Consider the following 17,780-nt stretch of genomic DNA (forward strand, 5'->3'; position numbering starts at 1 on the left):
GTTAATTCTTGCATTTCAGATTGAGAAGGGAAGTTTATCGTCGGAACGTATAAAGGTTACAGGAACTGCCAATAATATGAACAGAATGCGATTCTGAGGACAGACAAAAGTAAAGGACGAACAGCGTATCAATGGTTATCCGTATGGGATAGAGACTGGTGAAAGGTTGCAATGAAGCGGCATAAAAATGCAGAAATAAGATATTTTAAATCTTATACAGACGATTTCGTGGAAAGTAAAAGGCAATCCTTTGAATTGCCGGAACATTATTCTTGGACGCATGACAACCTGCCTTACCGCGTGATTTCCCAATGCCTTTACCGCATTATAGCACTTTTTTGTTTTCCATATTGCCGGTTGATCCTGCATGCAAAAATTAAAAACCGCTCGGTGTTAAAGCATGCTCACCATACCGGATGTTTTCTTTACGGAAATCACACACAGCCTTTGGGAGACGTATTGCTGCCCGTATGGATGCTTGCCCGAAAACGCGTATATGTGGTGGCGAGCCCGGCTAATCTGGGCATTCCGGTCATTGGTCCGATTTTGCCCTTGCTTGGAGCATTGCCGCTGCCAAGCTCTGTCAGCGGATTGAAGAAGCTCTATAAGGCGATTCGTCTGCATATAAGAAATCAGAGTTGCGTGGTGTTGTATCCGGAAGCGCATGTCTGGCCATGGCATACAAAAATACGCCCCTTTCCGGACACTTCTTTTAATTTTCCGGTAGAATGTGATGCTCCGTCCTTTTGCATAACGACGACCTATCAGAAAAGAAAATATGGGAAAAAGCCCGGTATTACGGTGTATGTAGACGGGCCGTTTTATCCGGACAAGTCTATTTCAAAGCTGAAGCAGAAGGAAAAGCTGCACGATGAAATCTTTCGTTGCATGGAGAAACGCAGCCTGAACAGCACATATTCATATATCCGCTATGAGAGGGAGGCGCCTTGAAATGAATCTACTGTACTGTGGAAATGATAAAACCGAAAACGGCCTGCTCCTTTCTATCCTGTCTTTTTTGAAAAATACGGAGGAGCCGTTACAAATTTATGTACTGACCATGTCGTTGAACCTGGGAAAAACGATTTATTTTCCCATATCACAAGCATTTGCTTCCGATATGGATGAACTGGTAAAACAGACAAATTCCGCTAACTTTGTATCCTTGATCGACGTAACGGAATCTTTTTATCGAGAGCTGCCGGTTAAGAATCTTAGTACCCGTTTTACGCCGTATTGTATGCTTCGGCTGTTTGCGGATGAAGTACCGGAGCTGCCGGAAAAAATCTTATATCTGGACAACGATGTTTTATGCCGGAAAAACTGCAGGGAGCTTTATCATCAGGATATTTCAGAGTACGAATTTGCCGGAGTGCTGGATCATTACGGCCGATGGTTCTTCCGCAGGAATCTCTTGCATTTCGATTATCAGAATTCCGGGGTCTTGTTATTCAATTTGAAAAAAATCCGTGATACCGGTTTATTTTGTAAATGCAGGAAGCTTTGCAAGAAAAAGAGAATGTTTATGCCGGATCAATCCGCACTAAATAAGTTTGCACGTTATAAAAAAACACTTCCGCGCCGATTTAATGAACAGCGTAAGCTCCGCAAAAATACAGTGTTACAGCACTTTACCACAAGCTTTCGATTTTTCCCATGGGTTCATACGATGACTGTCAAACCGTGGGAAATGGAAAAAGTACACCGTCTTCTAAAGCTTCATGAGTATGATGATCTGTACGGTGAATATAGGAGGTTTCGGTCTGAGACCAAAAGGAGGAGAAATTTAGAATGAACGAGAAGCATGAAAGGATACCCATTTTCTTTGCCATTGATGATGGGTATGCACCGTTTTTAAGTGTAGCTCTGGCTTCCATTATCCAAAACGCATCCAGGGAGTATATGTATAAAATAACGGTGCTCCATCAGAACTTAAGCAAGACGAATCAGGAAAGGCTTGCTGCTCTTGGGGCAGAACACGTTGAAATACAGTTTGTTCCCATGGAAAACCGGCTGGAGGGAATCACAGACCGGATAGGCAATCGGCTAAGGGCAGATTTTTTTACGCTGACTATTTTTTTCCGCCTGTTCATTCCCGTTATGTTTCCGGAATATGACAAGGCTATTTATCTGGACAGCGATGTTGTTGTGCCGGGTGATATTTCAGAATTATATCGAACAGAGCTGGGAGATCATTTGCTGGCCGCCGCAGCGGATCATTCCGTGGCAGGCGTACCGCCTTTTGTGGACTATATAGAAAATGGAGTCGGTGTTAAAAAAGATCAATATATCAATTCCGGTGTGCTCCTGATGAATTTGAAAAAAATGAGGGAATCAAGACTGGAGCATCGAGTTTTGGAACTGATGGACACCTATCATTTCGACTGCATCGCACCGGATCAGGACTATTTAAACGTCCTGTGCAATGACAGAATTGTTTATCTTCCCCCTTTTTGGGATGCCATGCCCGCAGAGGCTGCCGAGCCGATTGAGAATCCAAAGCTTATTCATTATAATTTATTCGCCAAGCCGTGGTGTTATGATCATGTGCAATATGAGTCGTACTTTTGGAAATATGCCAGACATTCGGGATATATGAAAGAAATTATGAATTGTAAGGAGCTGTACGGAGAAAAAGAGCGGCAATCTGATCGAGAGTGTCTGGAACTGATGCTGGAAAGAGCCAAAGCGATTGCAGCTGCAGAGCTGAATTTTAAATCTGTGTTCAATTCAGGAAGAGAGAAACGCTTATGATAATAGGAAGCAAACGAGAACAGGTCATCGAAAATATTCAGCAAGCGGCAGGAGTTGGTGCTTTTCACAGCAAAGTAGAGGTGGATGATCCTGTTTTGAATGAAGAGCAGAGACAGGTTTTGATCCGAAACTATCTTCAAAAAAGAACAACTTGGGGATTTCGGGCAAACAATAGGATGGCGCGGTATGCTGCCAATACAGCAAGTAAACTTATCAATAGGAATACGGAAATCATTGGGCTTGAACATGTGAAGGAATTGACTGGAGGAGCTATTCTGACCAGTAACCATTTTAATCCACTTGACAATACAGTTCTGCGCCTGTTTTCCATGAAAATGGGCAAAGAAGGTCTTTATATCGTGAGTAATGAAGAAAATTTTGCCATGTCCGGCTGGATCGGGTATTTGATGAACTATGCAGATACGGTTCCTGTCGGCAGCAGTCAACGTTATATGGTAAATCAATTTGAAGATATTCTGATGAAGCTGTTAAAAAGAAAAAAATATGTCCTGTTTTACCCGGAGCAGGAAATGTGGTTTAATTACCGGAAGCCCCGCCCGCTGAAACGCGGCGCCTACTATTATGCGGCGAAGTTTAATGTGCCCGTTATTTCCTGTTTTATAGAAATTCAAGATTTAGAGAAGATGGATACAGCCGAATTCCATAAGGTACGATATATCCTGCATATTTTACCGGCGATTTTTCCGGAGCCTGTGAAAAGCGTTCGAGAAAACAGTTTGATCATGTGTGAACAGGATTACCGTCAGAAAAAGGCAGCTTATGAAATGATTTACGGAAAGCCGCTGGACTATGGGTTTGAAGTGGAGGATATTGCCGGATGGATCCCAGCCTGTATGGGTCAAAGCGATATTCTTCCAAAATACCACAAAGCGGAAGAAAAAGGCGGGATGGCGACATAAAAGTTAAAAAAGAAAAAAGGTTACAATTTCCTCTTGACAAAATATATTAACAAAGTTAGTATATTAACAGTGTTAGTATCTGATAGAAGAGAGGAGTAAGAATATGAATTATGTGGAACTTGCCGAACAGTTTCTTCAAAAATCCCATCAGCTTCAAACTTATACCCATCACAAGAAAATTGACGGAATCATGAGGGGTGAGGCTTTTGTTATCATATATATTTCAGAGAGCGGCGGAAAGGTTTTGCCAAGCGAAATCAGCAGAGAAATGAACATCAGCTCTGCCCGAATCGCAACGGCGCTTAACAGTCTTGAAAAGAAAGGGCTTATTACACGTCAGATTGATGTAAGTGACCGAAGAAAAATATTAGTGGATCTGACAGCGGATGGAAAAAGTCTGGCGATAGAACACAAGCAAATGGCACTGGTGGCCGCTACCCATACCATGGAACTGCTTGGCGAGACAGATGCAAAGGAGTTCATACGCATTATATCAAAGATTATAGATTTAATGCCAGCTATCAAGGAAAAGGAAAAAGAATAAAGAAATGCAAAACCAGCGGTCACCAGTGTGGCCGCAAAAAATTACAAAAATTACTAATATTGTTAGTAACGAATAATACTAAATAATGTAAATTTTGACCAGGGGGTTTATATGCTTAAAATTTTTAAATATTTTAGATCAAACGAATGGATACAGGCAGCTGTCAGTCTGGTGTTCATTGTCACGCAGGTCTGGCTGGATTTAAAACTGCCGGATTATATGGCGGATATTACAAGGCTGGTGCAGACGCCCGGCAGCGCCATGAGCGATATTTGGGAGCAGGGGGGATATATGCTCCTGTGCGCCCTAGGCAGTGTAGTTTCAGCGGTCATCGTTGGATTTTTTGCGGCTCGTATTGCTGCATCTTTCGCACAACGCCTCCGCAGCATGTTGTTTGCTAAGGTGGATTCCTTTTCAATGGAGGAAATCAACCGGTTTTCTACTTCAAGTTTAATTACGCGGTCTACAAATGACATTACGCAGCTTCAGATTTTGGTCACCATGGGGCTGCAATTAATTGTTAAGGCACCTATTATGGCTGTTTGGGCCATCATGAAAATTGCAGGAAAGGGTTTTGAATGGTCTATGGCTACCGGGGCCGCAGTGTTGATTTTGATCGTTATGATTGCATGTATCATGGCCTTTGTTATTCCAAAATTCAAAAAAATGCAGACATTGACAGACAATTTGAATCAGGTGACAAGAGAAAACTTAACAGGGCTTCGGGTGGTTCGTGCGTATAATGCGGAATCTTATCAAGAAGAAAAATTTGAGCAGGCTAATGAGGAATTGACTGGAACACAGCTTTTTACCAGCCGAAGTATGTCTGCCATGATGCCGGTGATGAGCATGGTCATGAGCGGGCTGTCTCTGGCAATTTATTGGATTGGCGCGTACTTAATCGATGGTGCTCAGGCACTGGACAAGCTGACTATTTTCTCAAATATGGTGGTATTTTCTTCTTATGCCGTGCAGGTCATTATGTCCTTTATGATGCTAGTCATGATGTTTATCCTGATGCCGAGAGCATCTGTATCAGCTAAGCGTATCAATGAGGTGCTGGATACTGAGCCAACTATTACAGATGGTTCGCTGACTGAAGGGCAGCCCGGACTTGTGGGCGAGGTTGAATTTAAACATGTCAGCTTTAAATATCCGGATGCGGAGGAATATGTGCTGCAAGATGTGAGCTTTTCTGTAAAGCACGGGGAAACCATAGCATTTATCGGTTCCACCGGCAGCGGCAAGAGTACCCTGATCAATCTGGTTCCCCGTTTCTTTGATGCTACGGAAGGAGAAGTGCTGATTGACGGTGTCAATGTAAAGAACTATAAAGGGGAAGCTTTATATAATAAAATCGGTTATGTTCCGCAAAAATCGGTCTTATTCCGGGGAAGCGTCAGCTCTAATGTTGCTTATGGCGAAAACGGAAAAGAGCCTGCTCCGGCAGAGCAGATCGAAAAAGCAGTTGCTATTGCTCAAGGCACAGAGTTCGTAGAAGCCATGGAAGACGGATATTATGCAGAAATTTCTCAAGGCGGTACCAACGTATCGGGCGGTCAGAAGCAGCGGCTTGCCATTGCCCGTGCGGTCTGTCGAAATCCGGAAATCTACATTTTTGATGACAGCTTTTCCGCCTTAGATTACAAAACCGATCGGGTGCTGCGAAATGCTTTAAAGAAAGAAACGGCAGGAGTCACCAGTATGATTGTTGCACAACGCATCGGAACCATTATGGATGCCGATCAGATCGTGGTACTGGATGAAGGAAAAATGGTAGGAAAGGGTACGCACAAAGAGCTGCTCGAAACCTGCCGGATCTATAAAGAAATTGCGACATCACAGCTTAGTGAGGAGGAACTTGCGTCATGAGTGAAAATATAAGGAAAAGGCCGGGAGTAATGGGCGGACCTCGGGGAATGGGAAGAGCCGTCGAAAAATCGCAGGATTTTAAAGGAACATGGATCAAACTGATCCGATATTGTAAAGCGTATCTTCCGGTGATTATTTTTGCCATGCTGGCGGCAGCGGCCGGTACGGTACTTCAAATTATCGGACCGGATAAGCTGAAGGATATGACTAATGAGATTACAAAAGGACTTCCGGCATTGATAAACGGTCAGATGGTCGTGGGCGCTATAAATATGGATCACGTTGTCTGTATTGCGGTACTGCTCGCATGCTTTTATGCCGGCTCTGCGGTACTGAATTTTGCGCAGAGTTTTACCATGGCAACGGTTACACAAAAAATATCCAAGACCATGCGTACGGACATTTCTCGGAAAATAAACCGGCTGCCATTAAAATATTTTGATAAAACAAGCTATGGGGATGTACTGAGCCGGGTTACCAATGATGTGGATGCCATCGGCCAGACTATGAATCAGAGCATTGGCACACTGGTCACAGCGGTGACTATGTTTGTCGGCTCATTGCTCATGATGCTTTATACAAATTGGATCATGGCTCTGACAGCGGTTGGCGCCAGTATCTTGGGATTTGCCCTGATGGGTATCCTTATGAAAAAATCCCAGAAATATTTTATGGCACAGCAGAGCGGACTCGGCAATGTGAACGGGCATATCGAGGAGATTTATTCCGGGCACAACATTGTGAAGGTATATAATGGGGGAAACTCAGCAAAAAAGACTTTTGAAGAAATCAATAAAAACTTATACAACAGTGCATGGAAATCACAATTCTTATCCGGTCTGATGATGCCGCTTATGCAATTTATCGGAAACTTCGGATATGTGGCTGTCTGCGTAGTGGGAGCATCATTGGCTATGAACGGCAAAATTTCTTTTGGAGTCATTGTGGCGTTTATGATGTATATCCGTCTGTTTACGCAGCCGCTGACTCAGATGGCACAGGCGGCAAATAATTTACAGAGAACTGCCGCCGCCGGAGAACGAGTATTTGAATTTTTGGAGGAAAAAGAGCTGGAGGATGAAAGTCAGAAACCGAAAGCCTTGGAAAATGTAAAAGGAAAAGTAGAGTTTAGACATGTTAAGTTCGGTTATGTGCCTGAAAAGACTGTCATACGTGATTTTTCAACCACAATAGACCCGGGGCAGAAGGTAGCCATAGTCGGTCCTACCGGTGCAGGCAAGACTACGATTGTCAACCTGCTTATGAGATTCTACGACTTGGACGGCGGTGAAATCCTATTGGACGGAACGCCGATTCATCAGGTACCGCGAGAAAATGTTCACGAGCAATTCGGCATGGTGTTACAGGATTCATGGCTCTTTGAAGGTACGATTAAGGAAAATATTATTTACAGCAAACAGGGAATAACAGAGGAACAGGTAGTGGATGCCTGTAAAAAAGTAGGCTTGCATCATTTTATCAAAACCTTGCCAAAAGGGTATGATACCATCTTAAATGATAAAGCCAGCTTGTCGGAAGGACAAAAACAGCTGATTACCATTGCCCGTGCCATGATTCAAAACGCTCCCCTTCTTATTTTAGACGAGGCAACCAGTTCAGTGGATACCCGTACAGAGCGTATCGTGCAATCCGCTATGGATCAGCTGACGGTGGGCAGAACCTCCTTTGTTATTGCACACAGACTTTCTACCATTAAAAATGCGGATTTGATCCTTGTCATGAAGGACGGAGACGTCATCGAAAGCGGTAACCACGATGAATTGCTCGCTCAAAAAGGCTTCTATGCGGAACTCTACAACAGCCAGTTTGAGTCGGCAGCATAAATTTTAAAGAGATTTCAGCTAAGAAAATACAGGATAGGTATCTTTGCACAGATACCTGTCTTTTTTTATCAAGAATTGTATGATATGATACATTTAAAGAATTTTCAGTTTTTAAGGTTGATTTAGAGAATAGGAGGTGTTCATTTGAAACGATATGATATAGTCGTAATAGGAAGCGGAGCAGGCCTAATGGTTTTAGAAGAAGCTCTGAATCGGGGAATGAAATGTGCGCTGGTTGAAAAAGAAAAAGTCGGCGGTACCTGTTTGACAAAGGGGTGCATACCATCAAAAATGCTTGTGTATCCCGCAGATTTTATACGGGAAATGGAAAGATCTAAACGATTTGGTATTAACACACGCCGTCCGGAAATAGATTGGGATACTATATCAAAAAATATGTGGGAACAAATTAATTTCCATAAAAAAATTGAAAGCAATTTACTGGACATGCCCAATCTCACGTTGTATAAGGGGGCGGCGGCTTTCTCCGGATTGGATGAGCTGGTTATTCGATACGAAGATAATCGGCCGGAGGATAGGATTTGCGGAGATAAATTTATTATTGCCGCAGGAGCCAGAAGCTTAACGCCGTTTTTTCCCGGCTTAGAAGAAACGGGATACGTCACTTCCGAAACCTTCTTTGGAGAAAAATTTCCACCCAAACCGTGGAACAGTTTGGTTATTATCGGAGGAGGAGCTATCAGCATGGAATTTGCACATATTTTCTCCGCCTTTGGAACCAAAGTAACCATTATAGCCAGATCCGGCCGCCTTTTAAATAAGGAGGAAGAGGAAATCTCCCAATTTGTTACAAAACAATTTACGGGCAGCGGGATTCAGGTGCTGACAGACAGCACTGTTCTGGCAGTTTCTAAGGATTGGAACAAAAAGTTTGTAACCGTAGAAAACCGATTGACGAAAGAAAAAGTAACGGTAGCCTGTGAGGAAATTTTTGTCGCTTCCGGTGTTCAATCCAACGGGGATACACTTTCTTTGGAAAACACAGAGGTGGAGGTAGATGAGAAAGGCTGGATCCGCACCAATTCTTATTTGGAGACCTCTCAGAAAAACATATGGGCACTGGGAGACATCAACGGAAAGTATCAATTCCGCCATAAAGCCAATTATGAAGCACTGATTTTAAGTCATAATTTATTTAAAGATACGAAAAAGGAAGTCAGCTATGACGTGGTTCCTTGGACTATTTTTACGCATCCTCAGGTCGCCCATGTGGGCATGACTGAAAAAGAGGTGAAGGAAAAAGGTATTCTGTATAAGACCGCGAAAAACTATTATTCAGAAGTGGTGGGCGGCATTGCCATGGGATACAGAAAACGGGATGAAGACAATGGTTTTATTAAAATAATTGTAGGGCAGGACAAAAAAATTCTGGGTGTTCATATCGTAGGACCTCAAGCTGCGATTTTATTACAGCCTTTCGTCTATTTAATGAACCAAGGATACCAGTGCGGGAAAAATGCGGCAGATTGTACAGGGAAGAAAGGAATCGAAGGCTTGAGGAAATTGTGTCCTCAAATGGGCACGTATGAACCAATCAGCAATTCCATGGTGATTCATCCTTCTCTCAATGAGTTGACCGCTTGGGTCTTTGAGAAATTGGAAGGATAAGCAGAATTCGTTCTTTGTTTAAATAGGTCATATGAGGGTATAGTTCTTCTAAAGAATATATTAGAAAGGGTGTTTATCCATATGAGAGAATGCAAAGTGATGAAAGAAATAAGAGGAAAGAATGCCGTAGATGGAGCAGGAGTTCATCTCGTCAGAGTACTGGGCAGAAGTGATACAAAGGATTTTGATCCCTTCCTGATGCTGGATTCGTTTGATTCAAAGGATTATAGGGACTATATTGCCGGATTTCCTATGCATCCTCACCGGGGTATTGAGACGATTACGTATCTGATTTCAGGAGAGATCGATCATCAGGATAGTCTGGGAAATAAGGGAAAGATTGGTCCGGGTGAGGCTCAGTGGATGACGGCAGGAAGCGGTATATTACATCAGGAAATGCCGCAGGAATCTGAACGGATGCTGGGATTTCAATTATGGCTGAATCTGCCGAGCATGGAAAAAATGGCGGAACCGCAGTATTTAAATATCGAAAAAGAACAGATTCCTGTGAAGCAGGCGGGAGATGTAGAAATTCGGGTTTTATCCGGAAGCTTTGAAGGCGTAAAGGGCGTCACGCCAAAATATATTCAGGCCTCCATTTATGATATTCTCCTTTCCGCAGGAGGGCAGATTGAAATACCGGTAAATCCGGAGGAAAACGTTTTTCTATTTTTGATGGAAGGAGACGCTTTGATTGAAGAAAGGCGAATTTTAAGCAAGACAGCTGTTCTTTTTGATAATGGAGCAAGCATCAAGGTAGAAGCTCCGGCGGACGCCGATTTACGATTTATTTTCTTTTCCGGAAAACCTCTTCATGAGCCGATTGCGTGGGGAGGACCTATCGTGATGAATACGGATTCAGAATTAATGGATGCTTTTGAGGAGCTGGAGCAGGGGACTTTTATCAAGCATAAATAGTCAGAGGAGATTAAAAAAAGATATGTGTAGGTTTGTCAAACATATGTTACACCGTGCTTCAAAAAATTAAATAGAGTTTCTCTTGGGGAAACCCAGCCCAAAGGGCGCATAGGAAAGTTATTGTAGTTTGCATTATGCTTTTTTAGTTGTAATTTAAAATCATTGAATGAGTAGAACTTTGCTATCGCATAAAAATATTCATTATCCTTACGATGTGAGCGTTCCACTTTACCATTATGTCTTGGAGTATAAGGCCTTATCATTTTATGGATAATACCTTGTTCCTTAAGAGTCCGTTGGAATAGCGTTAACGTTGGATTTTTAGAAGTACCAAGACGTTTTGTAAATTCCTGTCCATTATCGGTCTGAACACATTCGATCTTAAATGGGAAAGCTTTAACAACTTGTTTAAGGAATTCAGAAGCAGAATAAGAGCTGTGTTCCTCAAAAGCAGCAAGATATCTAAAACGAGAGAATTCATCAATAGCAGTATATTGATAGAATTTCTTATCAGAAGCTTCGCCAACAAGGCAAGAGGATGGAACAAATTTAACATCAATTTGTACTCTTTGACCTGGATACTCCATTTGCTCATATTTTTTAGCAATATATTTAGGATTCTGAGGTTTCTTAGGGATCAAAGATTGCTTGATTAGTACTCGATAAAGCCCAGTAATGGATCTGGAATACCCACGCTGTCGCAGTTTGACCCAAAAGACAACAAGACCTGCATTTGGATTCCTACGACGCATATCATGAATGAGTTTAAGCTCATTTGCAGTATGCTGATTTTTATGGGAATGAGGCTTACGAGAAAGTTCTCTCAGGGACTCAATAGAGCCATCATATCTACGCAACCAACGATAAATATATTGCCTGTTGTGATGATATCTGATAGCAGCTTTTGTAACGCCAAATCTTTGAGCATATTTAATTAAGGATAGACGATATTTCATATCTTGTGTTATACTTGCCATACGGGAGACCTCCAATTTGTGATGTTTTGGTTTGTGAGGAATTAAGCATAACACAATTTTAGCGTTTCCCGTATTTATTTTTTGTCTTAATGTAACACATGTATTGTAATCCTACATCAGAGGAGATTAAAAAAAGATATGTCACTTGGATAAATATAAATTTTGTGATATACTTATTTTAAAAATTTTAAAGGAATGAAGAAGGACAACGTTATGCTTTTTAAATTAAATGAATATTGTACACCGGATTTTTCATTGGATAAATTTATAAATTCACCCAATGCTGTTTTAGAACGTGCACCAAAGGATATGGTAGCTCCTCTGGGCTTTCATGCAACTTCTATTTTCCCGGAATACTATAAAATAAACGGAGAATGGCTTTTAGCAGAAGATACCAGAATGGATTGTGTTGCTGTATATGAGAATGGAAAGATCTTTGTCAGGGAGTTCCGAAATATCTGTTGTGGGGATACCATTGTAATGGGTCGTACTGAAGACTGCGAAGACGGAATCTATGTTCACAGCGATTGTTTCCGGTCTGCAGAACAGAAAAAAGACGAAGCCTTTGCTTTCAGACAGGGGAGAAGCCGGGAAACTGGATTTTCCTGTGATTATGACTTTATCAACGGCCTTTTGCAGCATGAAAAAGAAAACGGATATGTGGTTTGGGTTCTGGGGCCTGCCTGTACCTTCGACTTTGAAGCAAGAAAATGCTTTTCCAAATTGATAGAAAACGGATACGTTCATGCACTTCTGGCAGGAAATGCCTTAGCTACTCACGATTTGGAAGCGGGACTTCTGGGAACAGCCCTCGGACAGGATCTTTATTCCCAGAGACCTCATTTTAACGGACATTACAACCATATTGATACGATAAACAAAGTAAACCTTCACGGATCTATTGCAAATTTTATTGAGAAAGAACACATTGACAACGGAATCATGTACAGTCTTGTAAAAAATAAAGTACCTTTTGTACTGAACGGATCCATTCGAGATGACGGACCATTGCCGGATGTATACGAGCATACTTATGATGGGCAGGACGCCATGAGATCACATCTTAGAAAGGCCACTACAGTTATTGGAATGGCTACGACGTTGCATACGATTGCATCGGGTAACATGACCCCAACGTACAGAGTCCTTCCGGACGGAACCATAAGGGAAGTGTATTTTTATACGGTGGATACGGCGGAGTTTGCCGTAAACAAGCTGGGTGACCGAGGAAGTCTGGGAGCCAGAGGCATCGTGACCAATGTACAGGATTTTGTAGGAAATGTCTGCAAAGGACTTCATCTGTCTTAGCTTTTTAACACCGCCGGAGAAGGTGTTGAGTATGCTGAAAGGGCAGAGGGGGCTTTTGGTGATGAAATATTTATTTAATCGATATAATTTAAAAACATGGATTTTATTTATTCTATCTGCCATAGCGGCCTGCATCGTACTGCCTGATCTGCCGGAAATCATACCGACTCATTTTAACATGTCCGGAGAAGTGGACGGGTACGGCAGCAGATATATGATTTTTTTAGCACCGGTAACCATTTTGATCTGTCAGGTGCTTGCGGAAGTCTGCCGAGCGATAGATCCCAAGAAGGAAAATTATGATAAATTTAAGAAGTACTATTATCAGCTGTTCTTTGGCATAGGGCTGATCATGCTGGTAATGCAGGGAGTGACCATTGCTGCAGCCTTTGGCAGGAATCCTCATGTAGATACGATAATGCCGGTTATGCTGGGAATATTATTTATATTTATAGGAAATATGATGCCTAAATTTGAACATAATTTTATGGCAGGAATTAAAACTTCATGGACCCTGGCGAACGAACAGGTATGGAAAGAGACTCACCGATTTGGGGGAAAAGTCTGGATGATAGGCGGCTTCTTGTCCATATTGACCGTACTTTTGCCGGCATTCTGGAGATTTATTGCATTTCTGGCTGTTGTTATAATAATAACCATAATACCGATTGTTTTTTCGTACATTCGATACAAAAAATATAATACAGGTATATAATGTGCTTATAACAAAGCAAAGCAATGTTTTAAAGGAGGGAAAAGTAAAATGTCGGAACATGAACACTTTTGCACCTGCGGAGATAAGGAGTGCAAATTCAATCCCCGCAATCACAACATGGGATGCGATCCATGTATACAAAAAAACTTAAGCGAAGGGGAGATCCCAAGCTGTTTCTTTCACTTAGTCCACGACGATACGTCTGAGCTTCAGGAGTTTACCATGGGGAGCTTCGTGAAGTATTATCAGAAATATGCCGATGAAAAGGGAGCGCCTGCTTCCGAAAATGCTTGAAATATAAAGAAGAGCTGTTCAGACAGAGATGAAATAATCTTGTTTGCGCAGCTCTTTTTTTGTAGGTTCATTTAGACTTGTCTGAGATTGGTTTGAAGGGGAATCAGGGTTTTAAGAAAAATAGGTTAAAAGGAGCATAATAACTTGTTTTTTGGAAATTTTAAAATTATGACTTAAGTTTCCAGTTAGGAGGATTTTAAAAATGGATGACAATACGAAAAATAGGTTAAACGGCATGAACAATATGAGATTGGACGACTCCAATGCTGTCAACAATGAAAACACGGCGGCATGGAGCAATGCGGAACAGGCTGCCGAACAGACAGACGTAAATATTCCATCAGAATACAGTATAGAAAAAGCAAAAAACTGGGTGGATAATGGCAGCCAATTATGATAAACAGGATGGCTAAAGCAAATATGACCAATAGAATAAATGTAAGGAATAGCAGAACAGGAGAACGGTTATGTCAAAGATACAGATGACTTTAGACGGTAATACGGCGGCAGCTTATGCAGCCTATGCATTCACAGATGTGGCTGCGATTTATCCCATAACGCCGTCGTCAGGCATGGCTGAGATAACAGATGAATGGTCAGCCAAGGGCAGAAAAAATATATTTGATCAGGAAGTGAGTTTAGTGGAAATGCAGTCGGAAGCGGGAGCGGCGGGTGCCTTCCACGGTGCCTTACAAGCGGGTGCACTGGCAACTACTTTTACGGCATCTCAAGGATTGCTTTTGATGATTCCTAATTTATATAAGGTGGCGGGTGAGTTGCTTCCCGGAGTACTGCACGTCAGTGCCAGAGCACTTTCTACCCATGCGTTGAGCATATTTGGAGATCATCAGGATGTGATGGCAGTACGGCAAACAGGCTGTGCCATGTTAGTCAGTGGATCGGTACAGGAAATTATGGATTTTGCACCGGTTGCACATTTGGCCGCAATCAAGGGAAGAATGCCTTTTATACATTTTTTTGACGGATTTCGGACATCCCATGAAATTCAAAAAGTAGAGGCTCTTGAATATTCAGATTATGCCCAGCTGGTGGATCATCAGGAGATTCAGGCATTTCGGGACAGAGCCTTATCGCCCAATCATCCTGTAGTCAGGGGAACGGCACAAAATCCGGATATTTATTTTCAAGAGAGGGAAGCAGGAAATCCTTTTTATTATGATCTGGTATCGATTGTGGAAGATTATCTGAACAAAATGGGTGAGAAAACGGGAAGACCCCATGGGCTGTTTGATTATTATGGGGCGCCGGATGCGGAATACGTGATCATAGCCATGGGTTCCGTAACGGGCACCATTGAAGAGACCGTTGACTATCACAACGCAAAAGGTGAAAAATACGGTGCAGTGAACGTGCATTTGTTTCGTCCCTTTTCTGTGAAGCATTTTTTAAACTGCGTTCCGAAAACGGTAAAGAGGATTGCGGTATTAGACCGTACCAAAGAACCGGGAGCCATCGGGGAACCTTTATACCTTGACATATGCAGCTGCTACAGCGGAAGGGAAGAAGCACCGATGATCATCGGGGGAAGATACGGATTGGGCTCCAAAGACATCTGCTCCGGCGATATTACAGCGGTGTATGAAAATTTAAAACAGAGGTATCCAAAGACGCATTTTACCGTTGGAATCGTGGATGATGTAACAAACACTTCTCTCATCAGAATGGATCTTCCGGACGCGGAGCCGGCCGGCCGTACGGCGTGTAAAATCTGGGGGCTTGGGTCCGATGGAACGGTAGGCTCAAATAAACAGGCGATTATGATTATCGGAAATAAAACGGACAATCATGTACAGGCATATTTTGAATACGATTCAAAAAAATCCGGAGGGGTGACCATTTCTCATCTGCGTTTTGGCAAATCTCCTATCAAATCGGAGTATTCTGTTAAAAATGCAGACTATGTGGCCTGCCATAATCAGTCTTACGTGAATAAGTATGACATTCTGGCAGACATAAAAAGGAGTGGAACGTTTGTTCTTAATTGCTCGTGGACAGAGGAGCAATTAGAGGAGCAGCTGCCCGATTCCTACAAAAAAATTATTGCTGAAAAAAATATAAATTTCTATACGGTCGATGCAGTTAAAATTGCTGAGGAAATCGGTTTGGGCAATCGAATCAATATGATCATGCAGGGTGCTTTTTTTAAATTGATCCGGATTCTTCCGGAGGAGGAATATGTTAAAGAACTGAAAAAAGCCGTGACCTATTCCTATAATAAAAAGGGAGATCAGGTCGTTCGGATGAATCAGGAGGCCATCGTCAGAGGAATGGAGGGTCTTCATTCCGTAAAAGTACCGGAAGCTTGGAAAGAGCTTGAAGAAAGCAAAACAGCGGCAGATATAAAGGGAGAGCCTGAGTTTATCCGGAAAATTATGAGGCCTATGCAGGCACGAAAAGGAAATGATCTGCCGGTCAGTGCTTTCAAGGGAAGAGCGGACGGAACCTTCCCACCCGGAACTACGGCTTATGAGAAGCGGGGAATTGCCGTTCACGTTCCAAAATGGATAGAAAAGAACTGTATCCAGTGCAACCAATGCTCTTATATCTGCCCTCATGCAGTCATCAGGCCATTTCTGCTGAATGACGAGGAGATAAAGACAGCCCCCGCTTCTTTTAAGACCATAGAGGCTGCGGGAAAGGCTCTGGAAGGATTGCATTTCAGAATTCAGATCAGCCCAATGGATTGCACCGGCTGCGGGAATTGTGCAGATATTTGTCCGGCAAAAGAAAAGGCTCTCGTGATGAAAGCTATCGCTGCCCAGGAGGAAGAAATAGAAAATTGGAAGTTTGCTATTTCCAAAATAGGGTATAAAACTAACATCAAAATAGGGGAATCCTTTAAAGACAGTCAATTTAAAGAACCCTTCATGGAATTTTCAGGGGCTTGCGCCGGCTGTGGAGAGCCGCCGTATATTAAACTTATCACACAGCTGTTTGGAGATCGTATGATGATTGCTAACGCCACAGGGTGCTCATCTATATGGGGAGCATCCGCACCAAGTATCTGCTATTCGATCAATCGGGAAGGAAAGGGTCCCGCGTGGGCCAGTTCTCTCTTTGAAGATAATGCAGAATTTGGATTTGGTATGCACTTAGCCGTGAAGCAGATGAGAAAAAGTCTGGAAGAAAACATGAAGACATTGCTGCAATCCCCTATTGATGAAAATATCAGATGTCTTATCCGTGAATGGATAGCGGGCAAGGAAGACGGAAATATAAGCAAAGAAACAGGTGACAAGCTGATTGGTCTGCTGGATGGGTATGAAAATCCTGACGGGGGAATCATGCGTTTGGTCAAGCTTATACAGCAAAAAAAAGACTATCTGACCAAACGTTCTCAATGGATCATCGGCGGAGACGGATGGGCTTACGATATCGGTTTTGGCGGGCTGGATCAGGTGATGGCGTCCGGGGAAGATATCAATGTGCTCGTATTTGATACAGAGGTGTATTCCAATACAGGAGGACAGGCTTCTAAAGCTACTCCGGCTGCCGCTGTGGCAAAATTTGCGTTTTCGGGGAAAAAGTCCGGGAAAAAAGACCTCGGTCTGATGATGATGACGTATGGCAATATTTATGTGGCACAGGTTGGGATTCATGCGGACAATACTCAGTTGCTCAAGGCTGTTACGGAAGCGGAAAAATATAGGGGACCTTCGATTATTATCGCTTATGCGCCCTGCATCAGCCATGGTATGAAAAAAGGTATGGGAAAGAGCATGGAGACAATTAAGCAAGCTGTAATGGCCGGATACTGGCACCTTTATCGTTATAATCCGGAGTTAAAAAAGGAAGGAAAAAATCCTTTTATTCTGGATTCAAAAGAACCCGCAGAAAGCTTCCGGGATTTTCTGATGGAGCAGGTTCGCTATAGCTCGCTGATAAAGACCTATCCCAATGAGGCAGAGGAGCTATTTTCACAGGCAGAAGAAGCAGCACAAAAACGATATGAGATGTATAAAAGGTTAGCATCTATAATGTAAT

General features: G+C 42.6%; 15 protein-coding genes. 14 read left to right on the forward strand and 1 reads right to left on the reverse strand.

Annotated elements, in window-relative coordinates; translation table 11 throughout:
* Nucleotides 1–171: 171 nt before the first annotated feature.
* From EQM06_RS05775 to EQM06_RS05815, 9 genes are all read left to right on the forward strand, one after another.
* On the forward strand, nt 172–951 hold the full coding sequence (locus tag EQM06_RS05775) for a 1-acyl-sn-glycerol-3-phosphate acyltransferase (RefSeq protein ID WP_128745426.1): 780 nt from the start codon (nt 172–174) through the stop codon (nt 949–951).
* Between the two features lies 1 nt (nt 952).
* The gene (locus tag EQM06_RS05780) at nt 953–1,795 is read left to right on the forward strand and encodes a glycosyltransferase (protein WP_128745427.1); all 843 of its coding nucleotides are present in this window, start codon (nt 953–955) and stop codon (nt 1,793–1,795) included.
* Nucleotides 1,792–2,754, forward strand: a complete 963-nt coding sequence (locus EQM06_RS05785) for a glycosyltransferase family 8 protein (protein ID WP_128745428.1) — start codon at nt 1,792–1,794, stop codon at nt 2,752–2,754. Before EQM06_RS05780 ends, EQM06_RS05785 begins: the two co-directional genes overlap by 4 nt.
* Nucleotides 2,751–3,674 (forward strand): lysophospholipid acyltransferase family protein, encoded by a 924-nt coding sequence (locus EQM06_RS05790; protein ID WP_128745429.1) that lies wholly within the window; start codon nt 2,751–2,753, stop codon nt 3,672–3,674. The genes EQM06_RS05785 and EQM06_RS05790 overlap by 4 nt, the downstream gene beginning before the upstream one ends.
* 103 nt (nt 3,675–3,777) lie before the next feature.
* The gene (locus EQM06_RS05795) at nt 3,778–4,218 is read left to right on the forward strand and encodes a MarR family winged helix-turn-helix transcriptional regulator (RefSeq protein ID WP_128745430.1); all 441 of its coding nucleotides are present in this window, start codon (nt 3,778–3,780) and stop codon (nt 4,216–4,218) included.
* A gap of 111 nt (nt 4,219–4,329) precedes the next feature.
* Nucleotides 4,330–6,090 (forward strand): ABC transporter ATP-binding protein, encoded by a 1,761-nt coding sequence (locus tag EQM06_RS05800; protein WP_128745431.1) that lies wholly within the window; start codon nt 4,330–4,332, stop codon nt 6,088–6,090.
* Entirely contained in the window at nt 6,087–7,934 is a 1,848-nt protein-coding gene (locus EQM06_RS05805; protein WP_128745432.1) for an ABC transporter ATP-binding protein, read from the forward strand. Before EQM06_RS05800 ends, EQM06_RS05805 begins: the two co-directional genes overlap by 4 nt.
* A 144-nt stretch (nt 7,935–8,078) precedes the next feature.
* Nucleotides 8,079–9,563: a dihydrolipoyl dehydrogenase family protein gene (locus EQM06_RS05810; protein ID WP_128745433.1), complete on the forward strand. Its 1,485-nt coding sequence runs from the start codon at nt 8,079–8,081 to the stop codon at nt 9,561–9,563.
* Nucleotides 9,564–9,662: 99 nt separating this feature from the next.
* Complete coding sequence (locus EQM06_RS05815) at nt 9,663–10,481, forward strand: pirin family protein (protein WP_330548373.1); 819 nt, start codon at nt 9,663–9,665, stop codon at nt 10,479–10,481.
* 35 nt (nt 10,482–10,516) lie between these two features.
* On the opposite strand, the gene EQM06_RS05820 is transcribed toward EQM06_RS05815, so the two are convergent.
* Entirely contained in the window at nt 10,517–11,458 is a 942-nt protein-coding gene (locus EQM06_RS05820) for a DDE-type integrase/transposase/recombinase (RefSeq protein WP_128745435.1), read from the reverse strand.
* A gap of 213 nt (nt 11,459–11,671) precedes the next feature.
* On the opposite strand from EQM06_RS05820, the gene EQM06_RS05825 reads away from it, so the two are divergent.
* The 5 genes from EQM06_RS05825 to nifJ all read left to right on the forward strand — a co-directional run bounded on the left by EQM06_RS05825 (nt 11,672) and on the right by nifJ (nt 17,779).
* Entirely contained in the window at nt 11,672–12,766 is a 1,095-nt protein-coding gene (locus EQM06_RS05825) for a putative NPN-dependent ornithine cyclodeaminase (protein ID WP_128745436.1), read from the forward strand.
* A gap of 61 nt (nt 12,767–12,827) precedes the next feature.
* A complete protein-coding gene (locus EQM06_RS05830) occupies nt 12,828–13,481 on the forward strand; it encodes an SdpI family protein (protein ID WP_164914364.1) in 654 nt (217 codons plus the stop codon).
* 48 nt (nt 13,482–13,529) lie between these two features.
* Nucleotides 13,530–13,775 (forward strand): DUF6485 family protein, encoded by a 246-nt coding sequence (locus tag EQM06_RS05835; RefSeq protein WP_128745438.1) that lies wholly within the window; start codon nt 13,530–13,532, stop codon nt 13,773–13,775.
* 202 nt (nt 13,776–13,977) lie between these two features.
* Nucleotides 13,978–14,172, forward strand: a complete 195-nt coding sequence (locus tag EQM06_RS05840) for a CDIF630_02480 family spore surface protein (RefSeq protein ID WP_128745439.1) — start codon at nt 13,978–13,980, stop codon at nt 14,170–14,172.
* Between the two features lie 70 nt (nt 14,173–14,242).
* Nucleotides 14,243–17,779 (forward strand): pyruvate:ferredoxin (flavodoxin) oxidoreductase, encoded by a 3,537-nt coding sequence (nifJ, locus tag EQM06_RS05845; RefSeq protein ID WP_128745440.1) that lies wholly within the window; start codon nt 14,243–14,245, stop codon nt 17,777–17,779.
* The last annotated feature ends 1 nt before the right edge of the window (nt 17,780 follow it).

Source organism: Aminipila luticellarii (assembly GCF_004103735.1).
GTDB lineage: Bacteria > Bacillota > Clostridia > Peptostreptococcales > Anaerovoracaceae > Aminipila > Aminipila luticellarii.